Source organism: Porphyromonadaceae bacterium W3.11 (assembly GCA_030434245.1).
Lineage (GTDB): Bacteria > Bacteroidota > Bacteroidia > Bacteroidales > Porphyromonadaceae > Porphyromonas_A.
The window spans coordinates 139,442-165,032 of the sequence record JAUISX010000005.1 but is presented as its reverse complement, the minus strand read 5'-3'; the positions used below and the strand labels follow the sequence as shown (position 1 = coordinate 165,032).

General features: G+C 39.8%; 15 protein-coding genes. 6 read left to right on the top strand and 9 right to left on the bottom strand.

From position 1 onward, the window contains the following. The first annotated feature begins 41 nt into the window (after positions 1 to 41). Entirely contained in the window at positions 42 to 2,441 is a 2,400-nt protein-coding gene (locus tag QYZ87_09105; protein MDN4754672.1) for a transglycosylase domain-containing protein, read from the top strand. Positions 2,442 to 2,498: 57 nt separating this feature from the next. Further along, positions 2,499 to 5,231: a pyruvate, phosphate dikinase gene (ppdK, locus tag QYZ87_09100; GenBank protein ID MDN4754671.1), complete on the top strand. Its 2,733-nt coding sequence runs from the start codon at positions 2,499 to 2,501 to the stop codon at positions 5,229 to 5,231. An 81-nt stretch (positions 5,232 to 5,312) separates the two neighbouring features. Here ppdK and QYZ87_09095 read toward each other — a convergent pair whose 3' ends face one another. From QYZ87_09095 to dapA, 4 genes are all read right to left on the bottom strand, one after another. Continuing rightward, the gene (locus QYZ87_09095; protein MDN4754670.1) at positions 5,313 to 7,325 is read right to left on the bottom strand and encodes a DUF4954 family protein; all 2,013 of its coding nucleotides are present in this window, start codon (positions 7,323 to 7,325) and stop codon (positions 5,313 to 5,315) included. Positions 7,326 to 7,407: 82 nt separating this feature from the next. Then, a complete protein-coding gene (locus QYZ87_09090) occupies positions 7,408 to 7,929 on the bottom strand; it encodes a nitroreductase family protein (protein ID MDN4754669.1) in 522 nt (173 codons plus the stop codon). Next, positions 7,922 to 9,172, bottom strand: a complete 1,251-nt coding sequence (locus tag QYZ87_09085) for a nucleoside permease (GenBank protein MDN4754668.1) — start codon at positions 9,170 to 9,172, stop codon at positions 7,922 to 7,924. The genes QYZ87_09090 and QYZ87_09085 overlap by 8 nt, the downstream gene beginning before the upstream one ends. A 41-nt stretch (positions 9,173 to 9,213) precedes the next feature. Continuing rightward, positions 9,214 to 10,170: a 4-hydroxy-tetrahydrodipicolinate synthase gene (gene dapA, locus QYZ87_09080; GenBank protein MDN4754667.1), complete on the bottom strand. Its 957-nt coding sequence runs from the start codon at positions 10,168 to 10,170 to the stop codon at positions 9,214 to 9,216. A 107-nt stretch (positions 10,171 to 10,277) separates the two neighbouring features. Here dapA and QYZ87_09075 point away from each other — a divergent pair, with 107 nt between their 5' ends. From QYZ87_09075 to QYZ87_09065, 3 genes are all read left to right on the top strand, one after another. Continuing rightward, positions 10,278 to 11,003 (top strand): DUF5715 family protein, encoded by a 726-nt coding sequence (locus QYZ87_09075; GenBank protein MDN4754666.1) that lies wholly within the window; start codon positions 10,278 to 10,280, stop codon positions 11,001 to 11,003. A 16-nt stretch (positions 11,004 to 11,019) separates the two neighbouring features. Further along, on the top strand, positions 11,020 to 11,772 hold the full coding sequence (locus QYZ87_09070; GenBank protein MDN4754665.1) for an HAD family phosphatase: 753 nt from the start codon (positions 11,020 to 11,022) through the stop codon (positions 11,770 to 11,772). A gap of 937 nt (positions 11,773 to 12,709) precedes the next feature. Continuing rightward, positions 12,710 to 13,603, top strand: a complete 894-nt coding sequence (locus QYZ87_09065) for a mechanosensitive ion channel (GenBank protein ID MDN4754664.1) — start codon at positions 12,710 to 12,712, stop codon at positions 13,601 to 13,603. Between the two features lie 53 nt (positions 13,604 to 13,656). Here the strand turns inward: QYZ87_09065 and QYZ87_09060 are convergent, their stop codons facing one another. The 5 genes from QYZ87_09060 to tsaD are packed head-to-tail and all read right to left on the bottom strand — an operon-like array spanning position 13,657 to position 20,400. Beyond that, on the bottom strand, positions 13,657 to 15,585 hold the full coding sequence (locus tag QYZ87_09060) for a RecQ family ATP-dependent DNA helicase (protein MDN4754663.1): 1,929 nt from the start codon (positions 15,583 to 15,585) through the stop codon (positions 13,657 to 13,659). A 17-nt stretch (positions 15,586 to 15,602) separates the two neighbouring features. Then, positions 15,603 to 17,324, bottom strand: a complete 1,722-nt coding sequence (gene recJ, locus QYZ87_09055) for a single-stranded-DNA-specific exonuclease RecJ (protein MDN4754662.1) — start codon at positions 17,322 to 17,324, stop codon at positions 15,603 to 15,605. Positions 17,325 to 17,345: 21 nt separating this feature from the next. After that, positions 17,346 to 18,884: an ATP-dependent DNA helicase RecQ gene (locus QYZ87_09050; GenBank protein MDN4754661.1), complete on the bottom strand. Its 1,539-nt coding sequence runs from the start codon at positions 18,882 to 18,884 to the stop codon at positions 17,346 to 17,348. Further along, positions 18,881 to 19,354 (bottom strand): CinA family protein, encoded by a 474-nt coding sequence (locus tag QYZ87_09045; GenBank protein MDN4754660.1) that lies wholly within the window; start codon positions 19,352 to 19,354, stop codon positions 18,881 to 18,883. Before QYZ87_09045 ends, QYZ87_09050 begins: the two co-directional genes overlap by 4 nt. A gap of 5 nt (positions 19,355 to 19,359) precedes the next feature. Beyond that, the gene (tsaD, locus tag QYZ87_09040; GenBank protein MDN4754659.1) at positions 19,360 to 20,400 is read right to left on the bottom strand and encodes a tRNA (adenosine(37)-N6)-threonylcarbamoyltransferase complex transferase subunit TsaD; all 1,041 of its coding nucleotides are present in this window, start codon (positions 20,398 to 20,400) and stop codon (positions 19,360 to 19,362) included. Between the two features lie 542 nt (positions 20,401 to 20,942). Between tsaD and QYZ87_09035 the strand changes: the two genes are divergently transcribed. Then, complete coding sequence (locus tag QYZ87_09035) at positions 20,943 to 25,580, top strand: HNH endonuclease domain-containing protein (protein ID MDN4754658.1); 4,638 nt, start codon at positions 20,943 to 20,945, stop codon at positions 25,578 to 25,580. Positions 25,581 to 25,591 lie beyond the last annotated feature (11 nt).

The following is a 25,591-nucleotide window of genomic DNA, read 5'->3' as shown; positions in this document are numbered from 1 at the left end:
AAAGGTTGTAGTGAAGGCCATAATAACTTCACAAATAAAATATGAAAAAATGGCTTAAGGTTCTGCTTTCAACGCTCTGGATCCTATTTGGGTTAGGTGTTTTAAGCGTGATTGTTCTAATCGCACTAATCGCCAATGGTGTGATTGGCTATATGCCCCCTATTGAAGACTTACAAAATCCTATTGACAAGTATGCATCTCAGTTGATTTCAGAAGATGGAGAAGTCTTAGGAGCATTTGCTCTAAAGGGTAACAATCGGGTCTATGTAACGTACGAAGAGCTTTCACCTCAAATCGTTGACGCATTAATTGCAACAGAAGATAAACGCTTCACAAAACACTCTGGTATTGATGTTAGGGGGGTATTCAGAGCTATATTCAAAACGGTCTTGCTTGGCCAGAAAGAGTCTGGAGGTGGTAGTACGATCACTCAACAGCTGGCAAAGCAGCTATACTCTCCACAAGCAAATAATTTCTTCGAACGTGCTCTACAGAAGCCTATTGAATGGGTTATCGCTGTGGAGTTAGAGCGTTTTTATACAAAAGAAGAGATCATCACACTCTATCTCAATAAGTTTGACTTTCTCTACCAAGCAGTAGGGATAGAATCTGCAGCACAAACGTACTTTAATACAACACCTGCAGAACTCACAACAGAAGAAGCAGCGATGCTAGTCGGGATGTGCAAGAATCCATCGCTATATAATCCTAATAGGTTCCCTGAACGATGCAAACAACGCCGGGATGTAGTGCTATCCTTGATGGCTAAAGAAGGTTACATATCAAAGGAAGAAAAGGAAGAGCTACAAGCGACTCCCATCAAGCTAAACTTCAAACGCCAAAGCCATCGAGCAAGTATTGCCCCATACTTTAGAGAACATCTTAGAAAAATAATGATGGCTCAAAAGCCAGATAAAAGCCACTACTTCGAATGGCAATTAGAGCAGTATGAACGAGATAAAGAGCAGTGGGAAAATAACCCGCTGTATGGTTGGTGTAATAAAAACACCAAAGCAAATGGTGACCATTACAACATCTACACTGACGGTCTGAAGATCTATACCACCATCAATTCTAAAATGCAAGAGTACGCTGAAGAAGCGATGCTAGAGCATCTAGCAGGTGAGATCCAACCAACATTTGACAAAGAAAAGAAAGGACGTTCGAGAGCTCCATTCTCCAATCGCATCTCTGAGGAGGAAATGAAAGCTATCATCGATAGAGCAATTACTCAAAGCGATAGATACAGGACGATGCAGGAGGCGGGCATATCAAAAGCTGAAATCTTAGCAAGCTTTGATGAGCCGACAGCTATGTCCGTCTTTGATTACGCAAAAGAGGACAACCATTATACTACTGTAGTTAAAGATACAGTAATGACTCCTCGAGACTCCATTCTCTACCAAAAGAAATTTTTACGAAGTGGCTTTATGGCAATGGACAGTAGGAGTGGTATGGTACGTGCTTATGTTGGGGGACAGGATTTTTCAACATTCCAATATGATATGGCATCTCAAGGACGCCGTCAAATAGGCTCCACTATGAAGCCATTTCTGTACTCTATGGCAATGAATGAAGGATTCACCCCATGTAATATGATGTTACATGTTCAGCCACACATCCCAGATGAGAATGGTAGGATATGGTCTCCTAAAAATGTCGGAGCGAAGAGAATCGGTGAAATGGTGAGCATTAATTGGGGACTTCAAAACTCTTCCAACTGGACTACAGCATGGCTGATGAGCCAGATGTCTCCCTACACGTTCGTGGACCTGCTACACAGTTTTGGGATCACAGGTAACATAGATCCAGTAATGTCTATTTGTCTCGGAACACCTGATATCACAGTACAGGAAATGGTTACAGGCTTTAGTACTTTTTCAAATGCAGGAATTAGGCCAGAGCCATTATACGTCACACGAATAGAAGATCAGTTCGGCAATGTGGTTGCTGAATTTATGCCTATTCTTCACGAGGTGCTACCAGCAGAAGCAAGTTATAAGACCCTCTATATGCTTCGAAATGTGATGGATGGAGGTACTGGTAGTCGTGTAAGGACAAGATACCATATACAATCTGAAATGGGCGGTAAGACAGGAACCTCACAGAATCATTCTGATGGTTGGTTCATGTGCTTTACACCTCGTATCAGCACAGGTTGTTGGGTAGGTGGAGAGGATAGAGATATCCACTTTGATGGCATACGATTAGGACAAGGGGCAAATATGTCCCTACCTATAGTTGCGAAGTTTTTCCAGAAAGTGTATGCCGACAAGGAACTTCAAAAAAGAGCTGATATACTGGGTATCTCACCTGACTTAAAGTTTGAGATACCAGCTGAATATAGGGATCCTTGTAAGTCTAATGATGGTAGAGTATCAACCCCATATGAGGAAGTTGTTGTTCAGGATGAACAAGGAATAGACCCACTATTTGACTAGAAGACATAGCGAATTTATAAACATATAAAATTAATAACCCTATTTATCTTAAAAAAGATGTCAAAAAAAAGAGTTTACTTCTTCGGCGATGGACACGCTGAAGGAAGGGCAGACATGCGAATGTTACTAGGTGGCAAAGGTGCCAACCTTGCAGAAATGAATCTTATCGGAATTCCCGTGCCTGCAGGTTTTACAATCACCACTGAGGTTTGTCATGAATATTACGAACTAGGTGAGGAAAAACTTATCGAGACACTACGTCCAGAAGTAGAAGCCAATATTGAAAAGATTGAAAAATTAATGGGTGCTAAGTTTGGGAGTGTGGATAATCCACTTCTCATTTCTGTTCGCTCAGGTGCTCCTGCTTCTATGCCTGGTATGATGGATACTATCCTCAACCTAGGACTAAACGAAAAGGCTGTAGAAGGACTAGCAAAGAAATCAAACAACCCTAGATTTGCTTGGGACTCATACCGCCGCTTTGTTCAGATGTACGGTGATGTAGTACTAGGAATGAAACCTACTGACAAAAAGGAAATTGATCCTTTCGAGCAGATCATTCAAGATGTTAAGAAAGAGAATAATGTAGAGCTTGACACTGAGCTAACTGTAGATAACCTTAAGGATCTTGTAAAGAGATTTAAGGCTGCAGTACTTGAGCAGACAGGTCACGCATTCCCAGATGATGTATATGATCAACTTTGGGGTGCTGTTGGTGCCGTGTTTGGCTCATGGATGAATGAGCGTGCTATCATCTATCGTCGTATGGAAAATATCCCTGAAGAATGGGGTACTGCAGTGAATGTCCAAGCCATGGTTTATGGTAATATGGGTGAAACATCTGCTACAGGGGTTTGCTTCTCACGCAACTCTGCTACAGGAGAAAACCTATTCAATGGTGAGTACCTAATCAATGCTCAAGGTGAAGACGTGGTAGCAGGTATCCGTACACCTAGAGAGATAACAAAGATTGGTTCTCAACGCTGGGCTAAAATGGCAAATGTCTCGGAAGAATACCGTGCTAAAGAAATGCCATCTCTAGAAGAGGCGATGCCAGAAATCTACAATGAGCTAAACGATCTTCAGCACAAACTTGAGAATCACTACAAAGATATGCAGGACATGGAGTTTACTGTCCAAGATGGTAAGCTATGGTTCCTACAAACTCGTAATGGTAAACGTACTGGTAAAGCGATGGTAAAGATCGCAATGGATTTACTAGCTGAAGGTAAGATCACTGAAGAACAAGCATTGATGAGAGTAGAGCCTAATAAGCTTGACGAACTTCTACACCCTGTATTTGATCCTAAGGCAGAAAAGGATGCAGTAGAAATCTCTCGCGGTCTTCCAGCATCTCCAGGTGCAGCTTATGGTAAGATCTGCTTCTTCGCTGAAGATGCAGCTAAGCTATTTGCTAATGGTGAAAAAGTAATCCTTGTTCGTAATGAAACATCTCCAGAAGACCTAGCCGGAATGCAGGTTGCTGAAGGTATCCTTACTGCACGTGGTGGTATGACTTCTCACGCAGCTGTAGTAGCTCGTGGTATGGGTAAATGCTGTGTATCTGGTGCTGGTGCTCTTCAGATAAACTATAAGGAAGGGACAGTAACCGTAGATGGTAAAGTGTTCAATGAAGGAGATTACATCTCACTTAATGGCTCTACTGGTGTTATCTATGAAGGTAAGATTACGACAGAAGCAGCCAAGTTAGACCCTGACTTCCAAAAGCTAATGGAGCTTTCTGATAAGAACTCTCGTATGAAAGTTAGAACTAATGCAGACTCTCCTCATGATGCTCAGGTAGCGGTTGACTTTGGTGCGACAGGTATTGGTCTTTGCCGTACTGAGCATATGTTCTTTGAAGGTGAGAAAATCATTGCTATGCGTAGAATGATTCTTGCAGAGAATGAAGAAGGCCGCCGTGAGGCATTATCTCGTCTGCTTCCTCTTCAGCAAAAGGACTTTGAAGGTATCTTCCGTGCTATGAATGGCTTCCCAGTTACTGTTCGACTACTGGATCCACCTCTACACGAATTCGTACCTCATGACGATAAGGGTCAGGAAGATATGGCTAAGGATATGGGCGTATCTCTTGATATTATCAAGCACCGAATCGAAAACCTTCAGGAAGTTAACCCAATGTTAGGTCACCGTGGTTGTCGTCTTGGTAATACATACCCTGAAATCACAGAGATGCAAACTCGTGCAATCCTAGGTGCATGTCTAGAGCTTAAGAAAGATGGCATTATCTCAAAGCCTGAAATCATGGTTCCTTTGATCGGAACTCCTAAGGAGTTTGAGATCCAAGAGAGGGTAATCCGTGAAACAGCTGAGAAGCTATTCGAAGAAATGGGCGATCGTATTGCCTTCAAGGTTGGTACCATGATTGAGATCCCACGTGCTACATTAGTAGCTGATGAGATTGCTAAGAAAGCTGAGTTCTTTAGCTTCGGTACAAACGACCTGACTCAAATGACCTTTGGATACTCTCGTGATGACATCGCTAAGTTCCTACCAATCTATATTGAGAAGAAGATTCTAGAGGTTGACCCATTCCAAGTACTAGATCAAGAAGGTGTTGGTCAATTAGTAGCACTTGGTGTAGAAAGAGGTCGCTCTACTAACCCATCATTGAAGTGTGGTATCTGTGGAGAACATGGTGGAGAGCCAAGTAGCGTGAAGTTCTGTCACAAGACAGGCCTTGATTACGTGTCATGCTCACCATTCCGTGTGCCTATCGCACGTCTAGCTGCTGCACAAGCTGCTATCGCTGAGAAGATGAGTAAGTAAGAACCAACTCATATATAAAGAAAGAAGGGTGAGTCCATTTAGGACTCACCCTTCTTTCTTTTATATTTAACAACTATTGCATCACTTTGAAAGTAATGGCTTTAACTGCTTTTTCACTCTCTTATATAGTTTATCCTTCTTATCCACATGATCCTTAACAGACTGTACGATATCATTATCTTCGAAACCTTCAAGCACAGCATCAGCATAATCCTGATTATCATGCGACTCATCATTAGAATCAAGTGCTATTCCCAAATTAACTCTTCCGATAATATTATACTCTTTCCGAGCATCATCGTATAGGGCCTTATCTATGGCACGTACTGCATCATTCCAGTCATTGAGAATACGCATAACAGTGTCGATGGTAAGATCCTCTACACCCTTTAAATCATACCATCTACACATGAGATAAAAACACCAATCCCACTCCAAATCATAATATCTTTCATGAAGAGATCTAATAGCTCTATTAACTTTGACCATAGAATCGAGCTTACCCGATTTAATATCATCTATGATAGCACTGACAAGCGTAGAGGGAGCGATCATGCCGCTCATATCTATCCACTCACAATCTCCTAAATCTTGATCAGGTAGAAGAGCATTTCTTAAAACGTCCACACTAGGGATTTCTCCAGTTCCAAACTTATTGTAAATCCTCGTAATCAATGAATTTCCGATAAACTTCTCAATACCCCAGCAATAGGTTTGCAACCCTTTTTTCAAACTTGTGGGTCTAAAAAATAGGTTATTGTAAGCATAGACATGATCATGACCACCTAAATAGTCATATAACCCTTTCAACTTTTTGTATGCTACTTCCATCTTACCTACTGTAAAAGGAGATAACAAATTATAATTCACACAGTCTAACTTATTATCTTCTGGACGTTTATTACGAGCTGGCCATTTCTTTGCATCACGCATTGTTCCGACACTCAATAGGTTTCGACCGGGTACCAAAAATGTCTTATTGTCATTCTCAATCATGTAGCTGAAAGGGAAATCAGTAGTATCCACATTATCAACATGCCTTCCCATTACTAAGTTGAAAGCTCCAATTCTAGATGGCCATAGTACATACGAGTCCGAACTAGTCTTACTACCCCTCTCAACTACTCCTCTATGAATTGGACCAAGTTTATAAAGGTGATTACTCTGATTCGACCCCGAACCCGCATTAAGGAATGAGAAGTGTGCTGCGATCAACAAACTACTCTTATGATTGGATACTGTGAATGGTCCAGCAAAGACAGCACAAGCCTCACCATTCTCCAAATGACAGTTCGCAAAGAACAGAGAGTCATGAGCAGAATACAAATGGTCTAATACCGTAGCCTGGCCGATAAAACAACGTCCTACAATTGACCCACCCTTCAATGAAGTCCCTTCAGAAGCCACAAAATTCCGACCTTGGACACTATATCCTACATATATCGGATCATTCTTCTTTGAACAAAGGGTACAGTTCTCTAGGAGTGTTGCACTCTCTATGGATGCACAGTCACCTATCCATGCGTTAATAATAGTATCTGTATTTTTTATCGTCACATTATTCCCGATCGTCCCTCTTGAAGATCTGACTTCAGTAACCTCTTTATCCACCAAGTCATAAATCTTACTTCTCAATTCTGTATCCTGCCCCATCAAAGTCAGCATATAGGCTATAGAGGCACTTAGATTTCTAGAAAGAGGTACCTCCATACCACCGGTTTCATTAAGCACCGCCACTTCAGTGCCAATACCGAAGGAACTCTCTCCCTTCATCGCAATCGTATTTACATTGATAATAGTACATCCATCGCCAATATCATAATTGGAAATAAAATTATTTACATCTTTGATACACGTATGATTACCAACATTACAATTATTCAAGTAAGCATGACTTATACCATTGTTTATCGCGACTCCATATTCGTTATACTTAACTCCGCTTAAATCACCTATTGTACAATCTCCAGCAAAACTAACAGCATAACATGAGTCTGGTGTAAAACCTTCAGCCACTTTTATCCGTTCCCAATCTTCAGCTTTACAATGATTTTTCTCCAACTGCTTTATCTCATCAACTAATAACTTTCTCATGTTAATTTATTTTTATTTAAAACTCAAAAAAAAGCGTCTCAAATTTGATAGAATAACTATCTCCTTTGGACGCTTAACATATTTATAATTTTGAAACGATTTGATTGAAATCTTTACGCCTAAGCGGAAGCTTTCTCGGATCGTCTTTTGGGTAACCCAAGGCTAAAATATTGAGTGGAGTATTCACCTCCAGTTCTAGTCCAAAAAGTTCGCAACACTTCACTCTGTCAAAATCACACACCCATGTACTCCCCACGCCTAATGACCACGCCTCAAGCATCATATGAGTTGTAGCAATGGCACCATCAGTATATACGGTGTTAGCCAGCTTATCAGCATAAGTCCAGCTAGCAGCTTCATCGCCTACAATCATGATATATACAGGCACATGCTGAAACCACTCCTTAGTATAGCACTTTCTGATATTATCTCTAGACTCCTCACTCTCCAAGATATAAAAGTGCCATGGCTGACTATTCTTTGCCGAAGGAGCTATTACGCCCGCCTCTAATATCCTCTGAATGATGTCCTCAGGGATAGCACGACTTTGATCAAATTCTCTTACGCTTCTACGACTTTTCAGAAAGTCTATAATATCATACATTCGCTACCTCCTTTTTCTCATGAAATAAAAAATAAAACGCTACCATAATGACAAACGCATATCCAGCAAAGACATACCATGCCATCGGATACTGCCCTATACTATTATAATGATCCACTACTCGACTGGCTAGTAAAGGACCAAAGAAGGAGCCAAGTCCATTGGTCATCATTAAGAATACACCCTGTGCACTATTTCTCAATTCTACAGGAGCACTTTTATCTACATATAACGCCCCAGAGACATTGAAAAAGTCAAATGCCACACCATAAACCAACATTGAGATGACAAGCATCCAAAGTCCATCTCCAGGATTTCCGGCACCTAATAAGCCAAAACGAATAACCCATGCTAAAAAACTAATCAGCATCACGGTCTTAATTCCAAAACGCTTAAGGAAAAATGGTATAAGTAAGATACACAAAGCCTCTGATATCTGAGAAATTGAGATCAAAACCCCTGAATACTTGACACCAAAAGAATTGGCATACTCTGGAATACGACCAAAATAATTGGTCAGATAATCATTAGCATAAGTATTTGTGATCTGAAGACAGATACCAAGAAGGAAACAGAAAATAAAGAAGATAGCCATGTGTCTCTTCTTAAACAAAGAAAAAGCCTGAAGGCCCAACTTCTCCATCATGGTGCGCTTTCCTGATGAAATAGTCTTTACAATTGGAGACGGTTTGAAAGTCAGCATATACAGAGCTAATGCAAAGCTAAAGATCGCCGCAACATATAACTGTATGTTACTCATCTTAAAACCTGCAATATCCACAATCCACATAGCTACAATGAAGCCAATAGTCCCAAATACTCTAATGGGAGGAAAGTCCTTCACTGTATCCATACCAGCAGCAACCATCTTACCAAATGCCACTGAATTAGTCAGCCCCAGAGTGGGCATATAAAAACAAACACTCAATAACATCAAGGTATAAAGAATGGTATAGTCCGTTTGATTAGCAGCAAAGACAAGAAGAATACCAGAAATAAGATGACATATCGTGATCAATCGCTCAGCCGGCACCCACTTGTCCGCAATAATTCCTACTAATGTAGGCATAAAGAGTGCCGCTATTCCCATTGTCGAAAAGAATGATCCTATCTGAGCCCCTGTATAATTAAGTGTTCCACCCAAGTAAGCCCCCAATGAAATCAGCCATGCCCCCCAGATGGCAAACTGGAGGAAATTCATGATGATTAGTCTAAATTTTAAGTTACTATTGCCTTTTCCCATTGTAAAGTAATAATTCCTATCTAATAAATATTATAATACTATTATTCTTGTGACAAAGAAGCACATAATGGCAAATGCTTCTTAATCTCCTCGTCTTCACACAGTTCTTGCATTAATGAAAGCATCTTCTCTCTATTAGGACTAAGCATTGGGACCAATGGCAAGCGTAGAAACTCTTTCAATAAGCCAAGATGAGCCATTGCACATTTCACTCCTACAGGATTTCCATCAACAAATAACAATGAATATAACTCCTTAAATAGATGATGAATGTGAAGAGCACCTTTAACATCACCTCTCTGGATTAAATGAACCATTTCTCCGAACTCTGCTGGAAACGCATTACCAATGACAGAAATAACACCATCGACGCCCATTGTCATCAAAGGAAACGTGATTGTGTCATCTCCAGAAAGCACACAGAAGTCACGAGGACGGCGTTTCACAATAAGATCAATCTGTGACACAATACCACTAGCCTCCTTGATACCTATAATATTAGGGCAATCATTAGCCAAACGCAAGGTCGTATCTGGTAACATATTCACAGCCGTTCTAGCTGGGACATTGTATAATAATATCGGTAGTGGAGATGCTTCTGCAATAGACTTAAAATGCTGGTACAAACCCTCCTGTGACGGTTTATTATAATAAGGGCATACAACCAAGGCCGCATCGACACCATCCTTAGGCATTTCCTTCAATCGCTCTATAGCTCTCAATGTACCATTAAAAGAGACTCCTACCACGAGCGGTAATCGACCATTATTAACCTTCACACAAGTGCGAATAATTTCATCTTGCTCCTCAATGCTTAAGGTAGGTCCTTCTGCTGTAGTTCCTAGGGCGACTAAAAAATCCGCACCACAATTGATTTGCCGCTCAACTAAGGACTCAAGAGTCTCATAATCAACCGTCTTATCTTCTTTGAATGGTGTCACTAATGCCGTTCCAATACCTCGAAGAAAGAGACGATCCTGTTTTGATTGTTCTATCATATCAATTAATTAATGTCCATCTTATAATAATTAGGATGCACCTCCACAAAGGTAAGTTTTTTTACGGTATATTTGCCATTGAATTGTCGAAAATATTTTTAACATCTATGAGTTCAAAAAAGAATAGTATAAAAATATCACACCATATTATCAACTGGACCCCCTATCTTACTCGCTACATCATTCCCCTTGTGATACTAGCGGCTATTTTGGCATTTGTTGCTGCTCCCAAACCATTACCAAAGAATCCCTACCCCATGAGCGTAATGGAGCGTCACTCTCCATTCAGGTATATAGGTAGCTTTAATAGAGACTTCAATGATCTGAATGATATTCAGCTCGAAAGTGCTATTAGACTTGGTATCCCTCCTGCTGACACTAGAGAGACACTTATGAATAATAAGAATCTAATCAATATCTCAGACTCCAAGCTCTTCAAACTAGATAATCTTACTCACTCTATGCCTCTGCTCATACCTGAAGCAGCCATATTACTAGATGATATTTCAAGAGCCTTTACTGAAGCGTTGCAGAAGGATACGCTTCCACTATACCAACCTATCATCACTAGTGTAACGAGGACTAACGAAGATGTTAGAGGACTAAGCCGAGGTAATCTTAACGCCTCCCGAAATAGTACTCATAGGTATGGGACAACATTTGATATCTCTTGGAAGAGGTTTCACAAAATGGACATGAATGATCCACGTACCTTAGATGATTATGAGCTAAAACATCTACTTGCTATAATTCTAAAGGAGTTACATGAACAGAATAGATGTTATATAAAACATGAGCGAAAGCAGGCCTGCTTTCACATAACTGCTAGATAATCATACGAAAAAAGAGATGTTCTTCATCACTCAGCATACAGAGGAAAAGATTAATCACAATCAACCTAATGAGATCAGGAGCCTTGATCAATTGGCATCTGAATTAAGACAATATGTAAGTTTAGCTAGGATCACCCCTACTGTAATACGTGTGACCAACTCTAGCTACTCATCTACTAAGTTGGTAGCATTAGACCTTGATGGCACATTGACCTCGGTAGAATACATGAATCGGCTAGCCGAATTCACAAATAATAGCCACATCTTAAAATCACTAACAAACTCTGCTATAGAAGGAAAAGTACAATGGGGCCAAAATTTCATCGAAAGAGTCAAACTCCTAAAGGGACTACCAGTAGAGATTGCTAATGATGTAGCTAATGAGATACCACTTGCCACTGGAGCAAAAGAATTCATTGATGATCTCAAAAATCGTGGAATCTCTATCATCATTATTACAGGGGCATATCAGGGGTTAGCTGAGGCAATCTCAAAGAAATTACAAATAGACGAAATCTATTCTTCACAATTTGAGATTAAAAACGACCTTTTCACTGGAAAGATCAAAACTCCTTTTCTAACTCCAGAAAACAAAGCAAAAAAGTTGATGGAGATCATCTCAAGAAAAGGGTTTTCGCCAATTGAATGTACTGCCATTGGAGACAGCTACAATGACATACCGATGCTATCAAGTGCTGGGCAAGCATTGATCTACCATGCCATCCAAAAAGCTCCACTTCCACTTACATTCCTCACACAGTTTATATAAATGTCATAAGCCTAAAAGATCCCCTTAAAGCAACCTATAATCTGTTCAAAATATTCTACTTAAAGGATATATACGTTCATATGAACGTAAGGATATTCTCCTGGATGGACGAACCTTTGGTTAGACTTTTCTTCTCTAATGGGTAGCTTTATCTTCATAGGTAAATGAGCCAACAAAGAAATGAACAACGGATTGTATAACAACTAAAATCAAAAAAGTATAATCCGCGTTGTACAGAGACAAAACAATCTCTTTAGGTATTCGATAGATACATTCGTCTTAGGTCTTCTGATATCTTATCACTCATCGGAAATGTACGAAGTTGCTCTACATCCCCCTTGAACTTTAGCTGAGCTTCCTCTTTACTACTTCATATCCCCGCTCAAAGGGATCAATACGGATTACTAATTGTCCAAATGCTCTGTACAACAATCCACTCTGCCAGCACAAGTGTCAATAAATATTTGTAGATGCGAGTTGCACTCTTCTTCAGATAAAAACCATACTCCATAAATAGCCCTTTTCTAAGTCTTGGGATCGGAATGTTCTTGCTAATTCCTATTGGATCAGACACATAAGTCAATTAAATCATAAAAAGGCCCCTCAACTATGTCAACTTTTTTCAGAAAAAGACCCATACTATATCTTCGAAATATTCTACTCATAGGAAACATATTTTTTTGCTATAGGACGAAGATACGTTTCATATAGGAGAATTTTTAGTGGTTCAGTGAAGTGATTTTCAATGAGACCATATCATCAGATGTCATCTATTATCAAAAGTAAGGTGGTAGTTCATGATTAGACTAAAACACTTACAAATAAGGTTATGAGATTAAATATATCCACATGTGTCGCTGTGGATTCAATAGTGTGTTTTATATCCCTAGGCTTAGTACATTTGTATAGTCTTTATCGTTTTTAAAAAGTGCATTCTATGGAGCAACTAACAAACTTTATAAATAGTGAACTGGGGGTAAAGCTAGTAAAACTTACCATTACCCTATTTATCATCCTGATCATACTTTTTTTCACTAAAAAAGCTATTCCTAAGTACGTTAGAAATACCAATTCTAGATATAAAGCAAGGAAATTCACTAACCTGATTGGCTTTATCCTCATTGCCTTTGCGGTCTTAATAATCTTCAGCCAGCAACTAAATGGATTCACTGTCTTCATCGGTGTAGCTGGTGCTGGTATTGCCTTTGCACTTCAAGAGTTGATAGCGAGCATGGCAGGCTTTATTGTCATCCATACAGCCAACTTTTACAATGTAGGAGATAGAGTCATGGTCGGGGGAATCAAAGGGGATGTCATTGATATAGGTCTATTAAGAACCTCTCTTATGGAAATTGGTGACTGGGTGGATGGTGACCTCTATAATGGCCGCATGACGAGGGTAGCAAATAGTTTTATTTTCAAAGAGCCCGTATTCAATTACTCTGGAGATTTTCCATTTCTATGGGATGAACTAAAAATTCCCATCAAAACAGATAGTGACTTTGAATATGCGAGAGAAGTTTTCCTTGATATTTTAAATGAAATCAATAGCGAATATGCTAAAGAAGCAAAGTCTCATTGGAATAAAATGACGGAAAAACTAATGATAGAGGAGGCTAAGGTAGAGCCATTCATTAGTATGCAGTTTGATCAAAACTGGATTACATTTATATTAAGATACGTTGTGGACTACAAGTCTCGCCGAAGTACGAAGGATAAAATATCAACTAGAATACTGAAAGCTATTCAAAACTCCAATGGACGAATTGAAGTCGCCTCATCAGCTTTCGAAATTACAGAATTTCCCAGCCAGTCGATGTCTAGAAATTGAATAACTAGAGCACTAACGAACAATAGACTTTACAAGGAGGATGAGGAGAAGTCTTACTCCTCATATAGTATCGTATCACCGCTACAGCTAATGGTATAGCCCTCCTCTATTAAATAGGCTATAGAACGCTCTATCTGCTCTAAAGATAAGAGAGGAAAATGATTTTGGATCTCGGATAAAGTTACTTTGCCTTGTGCTTTAAGCCACTCCTCTATTTGATCTATTTTCCTATAGGTGAGTTCATCAGTTGGATTAGCCAAACAATAATCACAGTGACCACATGGCAAAGGATCTTCTATTCCGAAGTATTGCATAAGTATCTGAGCTCTACATTTTCCCTCACTCTGCATATAGTCCACCATGACATCTACTCGATGCTGGGCCAAATCGTATCGCGAAGTATAGACATCTTTACGTATTCTTACGCGTTTTCGTGATACTCTCTGCTGCAGATATCTAATATAGTTACTCCTCTTACCTGGTCGATAATCAATGACATGCCATCTCCTGAGATTTTTCAAGAGAAAGGCTAAATAATCCGGCTCTATTTCTAGGGCATTACATATCATCTGCTCATTGATGGATGAGAATTCTGAGAAAAGCCCCGGATAGGTACGTAATAAGAACTCTATCAAGTCATCGTATATGTGCTCATCGTCAGAAAATAGCGTGTACAGATCATTCCTAGAGGCTGTAATCATTAACTGACTTGGCATATTATGATTCTCCATGTACTCTAGATATCCAGAGATTTGAAGAATACTCAAGGAAGCAGAGACCACATGCATAGGCACCTTATAGGTCTGGCAAAAGTGATATATGTCAAACTCATACATGGCTCCATCGCCTGATTCTATCCCGAGCTGGAAATAATTGCCCAGCCTATCATAAACCTGTAGTATCACATCTTTCGGGGGAAATTCCCTCTCAAGCATGCTATAAATATACCTCTCATCTTCATTAGGGGTATAGAGTAATACCGCATAAGCACCTTCATTATTTCGTCCTGCACGCCCAGCTTCTTGATAGTAAAACTCTGGCGAAGGCGGCGGTGTAGGGTGAATCACTAACGATACATCCTCCTTATTAATCCCCATTCCAAAGGCATTGGTACAGACCATTATACGGATTTCGCCAGCTTGCCAAGCATTTTGTTTCATGGACTTGACCTCTTGTGGTAATCCAGCATGAAAGTAATCGGCACTAAAGCCCTGTTGGATAAGGAAGTCAGCTATTTTCTTGGTTTTGCTTCTGCTTCTAACATATATCAGAGTACTCCCATTAACTCTTGATAGGATATGAGTCATTTCTCTAATCTTATCATAAGTTTTCCGTACCACATAGGTCAGTTTTTTACGGTAAAAACTTCGCCTTACAATGGGTGATGAATCATCAAAACCAAGACTAGTCCGTATATCCTCGACAACACGTGGGGTAGCAGTGGCCGTCAATGCGAGAAAAGGCATCTCTGGGATACGTTTCCTAAAATTAATGATCTTGAGATAGTCTGGACGGAAGTCATATCCCCACTGACTAATACAATGGGCTTCATCAACAACGACAAAGGAGATCTCTAATGACGGTAGATAACTAAGGAAGAGAGTGTTAGACAAGCGTTCTGGCGAAACATAGAGTAGCTTATAAACTCCAAAGGTGCAATTCTCTAAGATTGTAAGGGTTTCTCCACGGGTCAGACCAGCGTGAAGGTAGCCAGCTTTGACCTCCTGTAATCTCAGCTGATCTACCTGGTCTTTCATCAAGGCTACTAGTGGTGAGATGACAAGGACCACACCATGGCACATCAATGAGGGAACTTGGAAGGTAAGAGACTTTCCTCCACCAGTAGGCATGAGTGCAAGTGTATCATGACCATTTAAGATACTATTGATGACTTCCTCCTGCTTTGGTCGAAATGATTCAAATCCCCAATATTCCTTAAGTATCTCTAGAGGGGATTTATCTGTAATCCTCCTGGGCTTCACAATACAACTTGAGGAATCTAGTGGATATGAATATCAATGATATTAAGGGAAACTTCCATCTTACCTTGCTTATTGAACTCCTCTATCGTATATAAGATATCAAACTCATTACCAGCGGTCAGATCTGCTAGGTATTCAGCTTGATTATAAGCAACAGCTTGGTATATAGGCAATTCACCAGGAAGTGAAATCATCATCCGAAGATGTGACTTTTTGTATCCCATAAGTCGGGGTGGAGTGACACAGATGACTCCTTTAGAACAAAATGTAGGCTTTTCATTTCCAGGGCCAAAGGGAGCTAGCTTACGAATCTGCCTTCTCAAGGTAGGGGTTATTTCAGAAAGCTCTAATACAGAATCGATCTTATGCTTAGGCTGCAAGTCTTCCATCGTAAGATCTTCATCAGCTGTTCGATTAGCCAACTGGATAAAGTGATGAAGATTCTTCTTATGTATAGTAAATCCTGCCGCCAGAGTATGTCCACCAAAATTCTCTAGCAGATCTTTAGCTTTCTCTAAGAGTGCATGAATATCATACCCTTCTACACTACGTGCCGAACCATTAATCAGATTATCCATAGTATCGGTCATAACGATTGCAGGCCTATTATATTGCTCTGCTAGACGAGAGGCTACTATACCTATCACACCATTATGCCAGGATGGATCATATACGACTATGAGTTTTCGGTCCAGCATATCAGTAAAGCCCTCCACAATTTCATTAGCCTCTTGTGTGATAGAGTGGTCTATCTCTCTTCGCTGATTATTATACTCATCTATATGATGACTGATCGCTTTAGCCTCTTGGAAGTCTCTTGAGAGTAACAAATCAACTGACTCCCTACCACTTTGCATACGTCCAGAAGCATTGATACGAGGGCCTATCTTGAAGATAATATCCGTCATGTCTAGGACTTTGCTCCTCAACCCACTGACATTGATAATGCTTTTTAGCCCCAGCATCGGACGTCGATTGAGTTTTTTTAATCCATGGTGAGCTAAGATCCTATTCTCTCCGTACAACGGAACTAAGTCAGCGGCGATACTCACAGCTACCAAATCTAGGAGATTATAACAAACACGGGGATCGCTATTATTACTAATAGTGAAGGCCTGAATCAACTTAAACCCTACCCCACAACCACTTAATTCGGGAAATGGGTACTTCGTATCTGGTAATTTGGGATTGAGATTAGCAACCGTATTTGGCAGATACTCATCAGGCATATGGTGGTCACAGATAATAAAGTCTATCCCTAGAGTAGTCGCATAATCTACCATATCATTAGCCTTGATACCGCAATCCAACGCGATAATAATCGTGAATCCGTTCTCTCGAGCAAATTCAATAGCTTTCTTAGAAATACCACTCCCCTCCTCATAACGGTCAGGGATATAATAGTCTATGGCTGTAGTGATTAAGCGAAAATACTTATAGACTAGTGTAACGGCTGTAATGCCATCAACATCATAGTCACCATAGACCAGTATTTTCTCCTTATTACCAATAGCTCGGTTAAGACGATTAACAGCCTTGTCCATATCCGTCATAAGAAACGGATTATGCAGATCATCTAGACTAGGATGTAGATAGGTTTCGAGATCTTCTTTAGAATCAATATTTCGCTTGACAATAATATCAGCGATCTTAGGCAAAAGCTTTCCTTGTTCGGCAAGCTTTCGCGACATTTCTTTCTCTTCTTCGGAAAGTTCATTATGACTCCAAATATGACTCATGATTTTTTACTTTCTACAAACTTAAGCTTTTTTCTGGTAAAAACGTACTGGAAATAGCTCAAACTTTTCCCTCCCGAATAAAACATCTCTACCAAAACGGGTGATTTGAAGATTTCCGCCCATCGAATAATCTATGCTCATCAATCCTTTCATGACCATTTGATAAAGATATTCTCGCCATTCGATAGCTGAAACATCTCTGCCTATACCGTACGTAGGCATAAATTGATAGCCTGCTGCTAGCAATAACCTCTGACGTGAACCTCTCAGAATGTCTATACACATATCAATATTGATGGACTCTCCGGAACGTGCAACCGCACTCATCGCTTTTTGGGCTATAGTAGTACCATCAAAGGCCTTAGGCTTTGGCATCAAACATACATCACAATCATTGCAGTCCGAATCAACCTCGGTACCAAAATAGCTAAGCAAGACTCGACGACGACATACATTCCCTTCGCAATATCGCTTCATGTAATCCATCTTAGACGTAGAGACCGCCAGCATGCCACTATTCTGAATCAATTTCTGTAAGACAAAGATATCGGCATAACTATAATAAAGTATCGCTGTAGCAGGCTTACCGTCACGCCCAGCCCTACCGATCTCTTGATAATAGCTTTCGATATTTTTGGGCATATTGTAGTGGATGACCCACCTAACATCGGGCTTATCGATCCCCATACCAAAAGCGACCGTAGCACAGACCACCTGTATCTGCCCTCCTAAAAATAAGCGATGGACGATCTCTCTATCCCCTGCACTCATGAGTGCGTGATAACTGAGAGCTTTTATATCCTGATCATTAAGATAGCGTGCAACTGCTTCAGTATCATCACGCTTGGTACAATAAATAATCCCTGCTGAATTATCCCCTTGCTGCTCGATATAATCAGCTATCTCACGTAGCTTATCTTTTTTCTTAAGCCCCCTTCTAACTTCTAAGTATATATTAGGACGGTCAAAGTCTCCTATCAATTGTACAGGATCTTTAAGCTGAAGCTTAGCGATAATATCTTTTCGTGTAGATTCATCAGCAGTAGCGGTAAGGGCTATAATCGGCAGATCAGGATACCGTTCTTTCAGGACTCCTAATTGTGAATATTCTGGGCGGAAGTCGTGACCCCACTGACTTATACAGTGTGCCTCATCTATCGCGATCATAGAGACATTGGTACGTCTGAGCATCTCACCTCCGAAGGGAGATAGTAACGTCTCCGGACTGATATAGAGTAGTTTAATCCGTCCTGTATGCAAACTCTGAAGAACGTGTTTTCGATACTCATTTGTAACACTACTATTGATGGTAGCGGCTAATATTCCTTGTGCTTGAAGGGATAGAATCTGATCTTTCATCAGTGCAATAAGAGGTGAGATCACCAAGGCACAGCCATCTAAGAGCATAGCTGGCAATTGATAGCAGAGGGACTTACCACCTCCTGTAGGCAAAACGACTAATTGATCTTTCCCTGATAAAACACCCTCAATGGCTTCACGCTGAAGTGGTCTAAAAGTACTATGACCAAAGAATTGTTCTAGTACCTGATCCAAATTCATAAACCTTCCTTTCTCATCATATTCAGCATTAATTCTAATGCTTTCTCTACCGCATACGACATATTTTTTACTCGCCCTCTATCCTCAGCTCTGATCAAAAAGGCTTCAATAGCATAGGGTGTCTTGATGCCAATCCATACAGTACACGGGTTAAACCCCTCAGAAGAGGCATCACAGACACCCGTTGTGGATATAGCATAATCGCTACCTGTGAGTTGAGCGATACTCATGACCATACCTTTAGCACAAGCCTCGGTCACCAATCCACGACCCAACTCCTTATCCGTCAATCCTAATAGCCCACGTTTGCACTCCTCAGTGTATGCAGTAATACCTGCTTTCATCCACTGAGAAGCACCACTCTTGGAGGTCAAGGCAGCTGAAAGCAGTCCTCCAGTACAGCTCTCAGCTACCGAAATGCTTCGACCTCCATTAATAAGAATATCCGCTATCTCTGAAACATACTCCATACTCATCAGATAATCACTCGTGAGTATGGTGCATCAGACAAGGCACTTCTATAACCAGCCGCAAACCGATAAGCTCCAGCAATCGCTACCATAGCAGCATTATCAGTAGTGTATGCAAAAGGTGGTATAAAGACATCTCGTCCGGTTCGCTTACCATATTCGATAAAGGCATCTCGGAGTGCAGAATTAGCTGAAACACCTCCAGCCACAGCGACTTGCTTTATATCTAAATCATCGGCAGCCTTTTCCAACTTATTCATCAAAATCTCCACAATTGTGTGCTGCAATGAAGCACATAAATCCTCCTTATTTTTCTCAATAAAGTCTTTATCTTTTTCTAGTTCATCCCGAAGCGTATAGAGGAAGGACGTCTTCAATCCACTAAAGCTATAATCATACCCCGCAATATTTGGCCTAGCAAATCTAAAAGCATTTGGATCTCCGATATTACCTAACTTATTAACAATCGGGCCACCTGGATATCCGAGCCCAATCACCTTAGCACACTTGTCAAATGCCTCTCCAGCAGCATCGTCAATAGTCTTCCCGATGATCTCCATATCCAGAGGACTCTTGACAAGTATAATCTGTGAGTTACCACCCGAAACAAGCAGACAAAGGAATGGGAATTCTGGAGTCTCGACTCTTTCCTCCCCACTCTGAATAAAGTGAGCTAAGACGTGTGCCTGTAGGTGGTTCACATCCACATGTGGAATGCCAAGCCCCTCGACCAACCCCTTTGTAAATGAATTTCCCACCAGAAGTGATCCCAAAAGACCTGGACCACGTGTGTAGGCTATCGCATCAATATCCTTAAGCTCTATTGATGCTCTCTTCAACGCGGTATGGACCACTGGCATAATATTCTTCAAATGATCTCTACTTGCAAGCTCTGGCACCACACCGCCATATTCCTCATGGACTTTTTGGCTTGCTATCACATTAGAGAGCAATACATCACCATGAATAACCGCTGCAGAGGTATCGTCACAAGAGGACTCTATACCCAAGATATAAAGTCCTTGATCTATATTTATTTTACTCATTAACCTACTATTGAATTTGTTTATATATATGCAAATCTAATCATTTTTAGTCAAGGGTACTTATTGAAATCATCAACTCCGCAGCACTTGAAAAGATAAAAAATTCTAATCAACGCCCTACATCATAATAACATGGTTATTTCCATAGTTAAATTAATTCTGCTAAAATAAAGTGTAAATCATACAGACTAGATACTTTTACATGAACACACAAAAGAAATCAACAAAAAGAGCATGACATTTTATTGATTTACACATTATAATTGCCTATCTTTAATCATCCTTTAAAATACAAACAACATAGGGCAGCGCATATTACAGATTTTTAAGGATTAGGCAAAACAGCACCACAACAAGAATTAGATTAAATATATAAAATCTAGATATAGCAAAAAAAAGCCCCGCAGATAGGCGAGGCACTAAATGTTTTCACAACGGAATAATCCTTATTGTGAATTGCTTTCAAGCACAAACATAATAATTATATTTGATACAACAAAGAAAACTTAAAATATTATTAAATACTTCATACTAGCATTATTATGAAAAAGAACATTTTAGGACTTGACTTGGGCACTAATAGCATCGGATGGGCTTTAATTGAGCATGACTTTGAGACCAAAGAAGGAAAAATATCTGGGTTAAGCACACGGGTTATCCCCATGGCACAAGATGTAATAAGTAAATTTGGAGAGGGACAATCTATCCCTCAGACTGCTGATCGCACCAAATATAGAGGAATTCGAAGATTATATCAGAGAGATAATCTCCGCCGCGAACGACTACATCGAGTATTACATATTTTAGGATTTCTGCCTTCCCATTATGAAGAAAATATTGATTTTGAAAAGAATCTTGGGCAATTTAAGATAGAGACAAAAATAAACTACCGACCCTCTTCAAATGGTAACTATGAATTCATATTCATGGATTCATTCCAAGAGCTGGCTAATGAGTTCAGAAAGGCTCAACCAGCTTTAATTAAGAACGGAAAGATAAGGATTCCCTATGATTGGACCATATACTATCTACGAAAGAAGGCACTACATGATAAGGTGACCAAAGAAGAATTAGCATGGATTCTACTCAACTTTAATCAAAAGAGAGGCTACTATCAACTAAGGGGTAAAGAGGATGAAACAGATAATAATAAAAATGAAACTTATGAAGTACTTAAGGTAGCTAGGGTCGTAGATTCTGGTGAAGTAATAAAAAAAAGTGGAGCCATCCTATATGATGTATACTTTGAAAATGGTTGGAAATATCACAAACAAATAACAAAACCAGAAGACTGGATTGATAAGATTAAAGAGTTTATCGTCACCTCCACTACACTAAAAGACGGCTCTATAAAACGGACATTCAAAGTCGTTGACTCAGAAAAAGATTGGATTGCAATTAAGGAGAAAACAGAGAAGGAAATTGAGAACTCTGATAAGCATGTTGGCGAATACATCTATGAAACCCTTCTCAAAAATCCAAAACAAAAAATACATGGAAAACTAATCAGAACAATTGAAAGGAAATACTACAAAAAAGAACTTCAAGCCATACTCAAAAAACAAATAGATCTACATAAAGAGCTAAATGATAGAGCACTTTACAATGCATGCATAGAAGAGCTTTACGCTAAAAATGAAGCTCATCGATCAAATATCAAGGATCGTGGCTTTGACTACTTATTTATCGAAGATATCATCTTTTACCAACGCCCACTTAAAAGTAAAAAGTCCTCCATCTCTAATTGCCAATATGAATACAAGATTTACCATACACGAGACAAAGAAACGGGAGAATTGGTCCAACGAAAGGCACCACTAAAGGCGGTTCCTCGCTCCCACCCTCTATTCATTGAGTTTCGCATGTGGCAATTCCTTCGAAATCTTAAGATATACGAAAAGCAAACTGTCACAGATCTAGATGTCACAAACAAATTCTTAAAAACAGAGGAGGATTGGTGTGATCTATTCGACTTTTTGATGGATCGGAAAGCTATCAATCAAAAACAATTCATTAAGTACTTTACTAAAAATAAAGTCATAAATAGGTCTGATGAAGAGAGGTATAGGTGGAATTTCCCAGAAGATTTGCCCTATCCTATGAATGAGACTAAAGCACAATTCATAAGTCGGCTAAAAGGCATTCCTGGCTTTGATCTTAATAAAGATCTAACATTCTCATTCCAAATGAACCTATGGCACATTATATATTCCGTAAGGGACAAGGTGCAATACATAAAGGCACTACAAACATTTGCTATCAAGAATGATATTGACACAGTCAGTTTCGTTGAAAGCTTCAAAAATCATCCTCCTTATCCTGCAGAGTATGCTTCCTACTCCGAAAAAGCCATAAAGAAACTACTCCCACTCATGCGTATAGGAAGATATTGGAATTATAATGATATCCTAAGTGATGCCATTCGGAACGTTGAGGATATTATGGAGCGCATTAATGCCCTTCCACTCACCCAATCCATGACTATAGAAAATACCACACTATCCAAAGCTATCTCCAACGTGGCTGACGATGCAATACCCAAGCAGCTAATTCGTAGTTTTATCCCATTCAGAGACAAAAATCCCCTATCAGGATTAAACACGTACCAAGCATGCTACGCCGTTTATCAGCGTCACTCTGAAGTAAGCGAAATCACTCGCTGGCGTACACCAATGGATATTGACAATTATCTAACTGAATTCAAGCAACACTCATTGCGTAACCCCATCGTAGAGCAAGTCGTTACAGAGACACTACGAACAGTTAGGGACATCTGGCAACACTACGGTAACGGAGCGGAAAATTTCTTTGATGAAATTCATGTAGAGATAGGTAGGGACATGAAAAACTCCGCAGATAAACGCAAAGCAATAAATGATAGAAATAAGGAAAATGCTCAAACAAATTTACGAATTAAGGAATTACTGAGAGACTTACAAGAAGAATACTCTGATCAAGAAATTCGTCCTTACTCTCCTAGCCACCAAGAGCTCCTAAAGTTATACGAAGAGGGTATTCTTCAAAACCCAAACAGCTCGTATGAGAAATTGAGTGAAGAAGAGGTCAAGAAAATACGAAGGAACAGAGAGCCGAGCAAAAGTGATATTCGTCGATACAGACTCTGGCTAGAGCAGGGATATGTCTCACCCTATACTGGTCAGGTCATACCACTAAGCAGACTATTCTCCGAAGATTATCAAATAGAACACATCATTCCACAATCACGTTTCTTTGACGATTCGATGGTAAATAAGGTGATTTGTGAAAGTGAGATCAACCCAAGCCCATACAAAGGAAATCAGACCGCAGCCGAGTTTATAAAGAAGATGGGTAATTCTAAAGTACAACTTAGTAACGGCAGAGGATCTGTACCTATTCTAAATCTTAATGAGTATGAAAAGCATTGCAATCGTTACTTTAAAAACAATCGGAAAAAACTTGAGCTGCTACTGATGGAGGATATTCCAGAGCGATTCTCTGACCGTCAGTTGAACGACACTAGATACATCAGCAAATTCATTAAAGGACTACTCAGTAATATCGTTCGCGAAGAAGGTGAAAGAGAAGCCACCTCCAAGTCACTACTCACTTTGCCTGGCGCGATTACAGCCAAACTCAAGCAAGATTGGGGACTAAATGACAAATGGAACGAAATCATCACCCCACGCTTCCAAAGGCTTAATGAAATGACACACTCCTCTGACTTCGGTTATTGGGATTCTAAGATTAATGCTTTCCGTACTCAGGTGCCTGATGAGATTGAAAAAAGTGGATTTAATAAGAAGCGTATTGATCATAGACACCATGCTTTGGATGCTCTTGCGATTGCTTGCTGTAGAAGAGAACATATACAATACCTGAATACGCTTAATGCAGGAAAAGACAAATATGACTTACGAGCAAAGCTATTAATTAGAAACAATCAAGGAGATTATACCAAGACCTTCCAATTACCGTGGCAACACTTCCCAGTCGAGGCTAAAAATGCCTTAGAAACAACTATTATCAGCTTCAAACAAGATCTGAGAGTCATCAATAAAACAACAAATAAAACCTGGCAATGGAGAGCACACAAAGATGGTAATTATAAGAAAGTGACGGTCAAGCAAACGAAAGGTGATGGATGGGCTATCCGCAAACCATTACACAAAGAGAAGGTCTATGGGGCGGTGAAAATCATTCGGTTTGTGGAGATAGAAAAGTCACTGGACTCTTGTCTAAATACACCAAATCAAATTATTGATCAAGAGATCAAAGAAAGAATACTTGAATTACATGAGAAATTTCAGGGAAATACCAAAAAGATGAGAGCTTACCTCAAAGAGCACCCTATCATAATTAATAATGAGGTTATTGAAAAGATAAAGGTCTTAGAAAAGGTTGAGACTAAAAATGCCACTGCTATTCGCAAGCCTCTTTCAGAAATCACCAATCGTGGACACATAGAAAAGATAACGGATACTGGCATTCAGAAAATCCTGAACAATCACATCCTGAACTACATAGATGAAAAGGGAAATGAAGATTTCAAAAACGCTTTTAGTACCGAAGGCATTGAAGCCTTGAATAATAATATCGTAACACTCAATGGAGGAAAGCAGCATCAACCGATTTATAGAGTAAGATTATATGAAGAAGGGACTAAATTTCCTGTATCTGAAGATAAGAACAGTAAAAAATCTAGAAAGTACGTAACGACGGCGAAAGGCACAAACCTCTTCTTTGCAGTTTACTGGGATACTGACGAAGAGAAACGCAGATATGAAACTGTTCCATTCAATGAAGTTATGGAGCACCAAAAGCAACGTGCCACACTAGGGTCTGAAGCTATGAAACAAACCCCACTTATTCCCGTAAATAATGAATTGGGCCAAATACTCTTCACCCTTTCTCCAAATGACTTGGTTTATGTCCCATCGGATGACGAATTAGAGAAGCCCCACTCTGTAGATATGAATCATTTGACCAAGGAGCATATTTCTAGGATTTATAAAGTTGTTAAATTTACAGGCAATAGATGCTTTTTTATCCCATTGAATGTAGCATCTCCGATCTATAACGGAGTGGAGTTTTTAACTAATAACGCTATTGAAAATAACACTATGGGTAATAGTATAAAAGAGTTATGCTGGAAATTAGAGGTTAATCGACTTGGAAATATTGTAAAAATAATTCGGTAACGCTGTATGTT

What these genes read in the sequence shown, in the direction of transcription:
- QYZ87_09085 (MDN4754668.1), bottom strand. Translation starts at nt 9,172, where the DNA reads ATGGGAAAAGGCAATAGTAACTTAAAATTTAGACTAATCATCATGAAT.
- QYZ87_09050 (MDN4754661.1), bottom strand. Translation starts at nt 18,884, where the DNA reads ATGAATTTGGATCAGGTACTAGAACAATTCTTTGGTCATAGTACTTTT.
- QYZ87_09045 (MDN4754660.1), bottom strand. Translation starts at nt 19,354, where the DNA reads ATGGAGTATGTTTCAGAGATAGCGGATATTCTTATTAATGGAGGTCGA.
- tsaD (MDN4754659.1), bottom strand. Translation starts at nt 20,400, where the DNA reads ATGAGTAAAATAAATATAGATCAAGGACTTTATATCTTGGGTATAGAG.
- dapA (MDN4754667.1), bottom strand. Translation starts at nt 10,170, where the DNA reads ATGATAGAACAATCAAAACAGGATCGTCTCTTTCTTCGAGGTATTGGA.
- QYZ87_09065 (MDN4754664.1), top strand. Translation starts at nt 12,710, where the DNA reads ATGGAGCAACTAACAAACTTTATAAATAGTGAACTGGGGGTAAAGCTA.
- QYZ87_09070 (MDN4754665.1), top strand. Translation starts at nt 11,020, where the DNA reads ATGTTCTTCATCACTCAGCATACAGAGGAAAAGATTAATCACAATCAA.
- QYZ87_09075 (MDN4754666.1), top strand. Translation starts at nt 10,278, where the DNA reads ATGAGTTCAAAAAAGAATAGTATAAAAATATCACACCATATTATCAAC.
- QYZ87_09035 (MDN4754658.1), top strand. Translation starts at nt 20,943, where the DNA reads ATGAAAAAGAACATTTTAGGACTTGACTTGGGCACTAATAGCATCGGA.
- ppdK (MDN4754671.1), top strand. Translation starts at nt 2,499, where the DNA reads ATGTCAAAAAAAAGAGTTTACTTCTTCGGCGATGGACACGCTGAAGGA.
- QYZ87_09090 (MDN4754669.1), bottom strand. Translation starts at nt 7,929, where the DNA reads ATGTATGATATTATAGACTTTCTGAAAAGTCGTAGAAGCGTAAGAGAA.
- recJ (MDN4754662.1), bottom strand. Translation starts at nt 17,324, where the DNA reads ATGAGTCATATTTGGAGTCATAATGAACTTTCCGAAGAAGAGAAAGAA.
- QYZ87_09095 (MDN4754670.1), bottom strand. Translation starts at nt 7,325, where the DNA reads ATGAGAAAGTTATTAGTTGATGAGATAAAGCAGTTGGAGAAAAATCAT.
- QYZ87_09105 (MDN4754672.1), top strand. Translation starts at nt 42, where the DNA reads ATGAAAAAATGGCTTAAGGTTCTGCTTTCAACGCTCTGGATCCTATTT.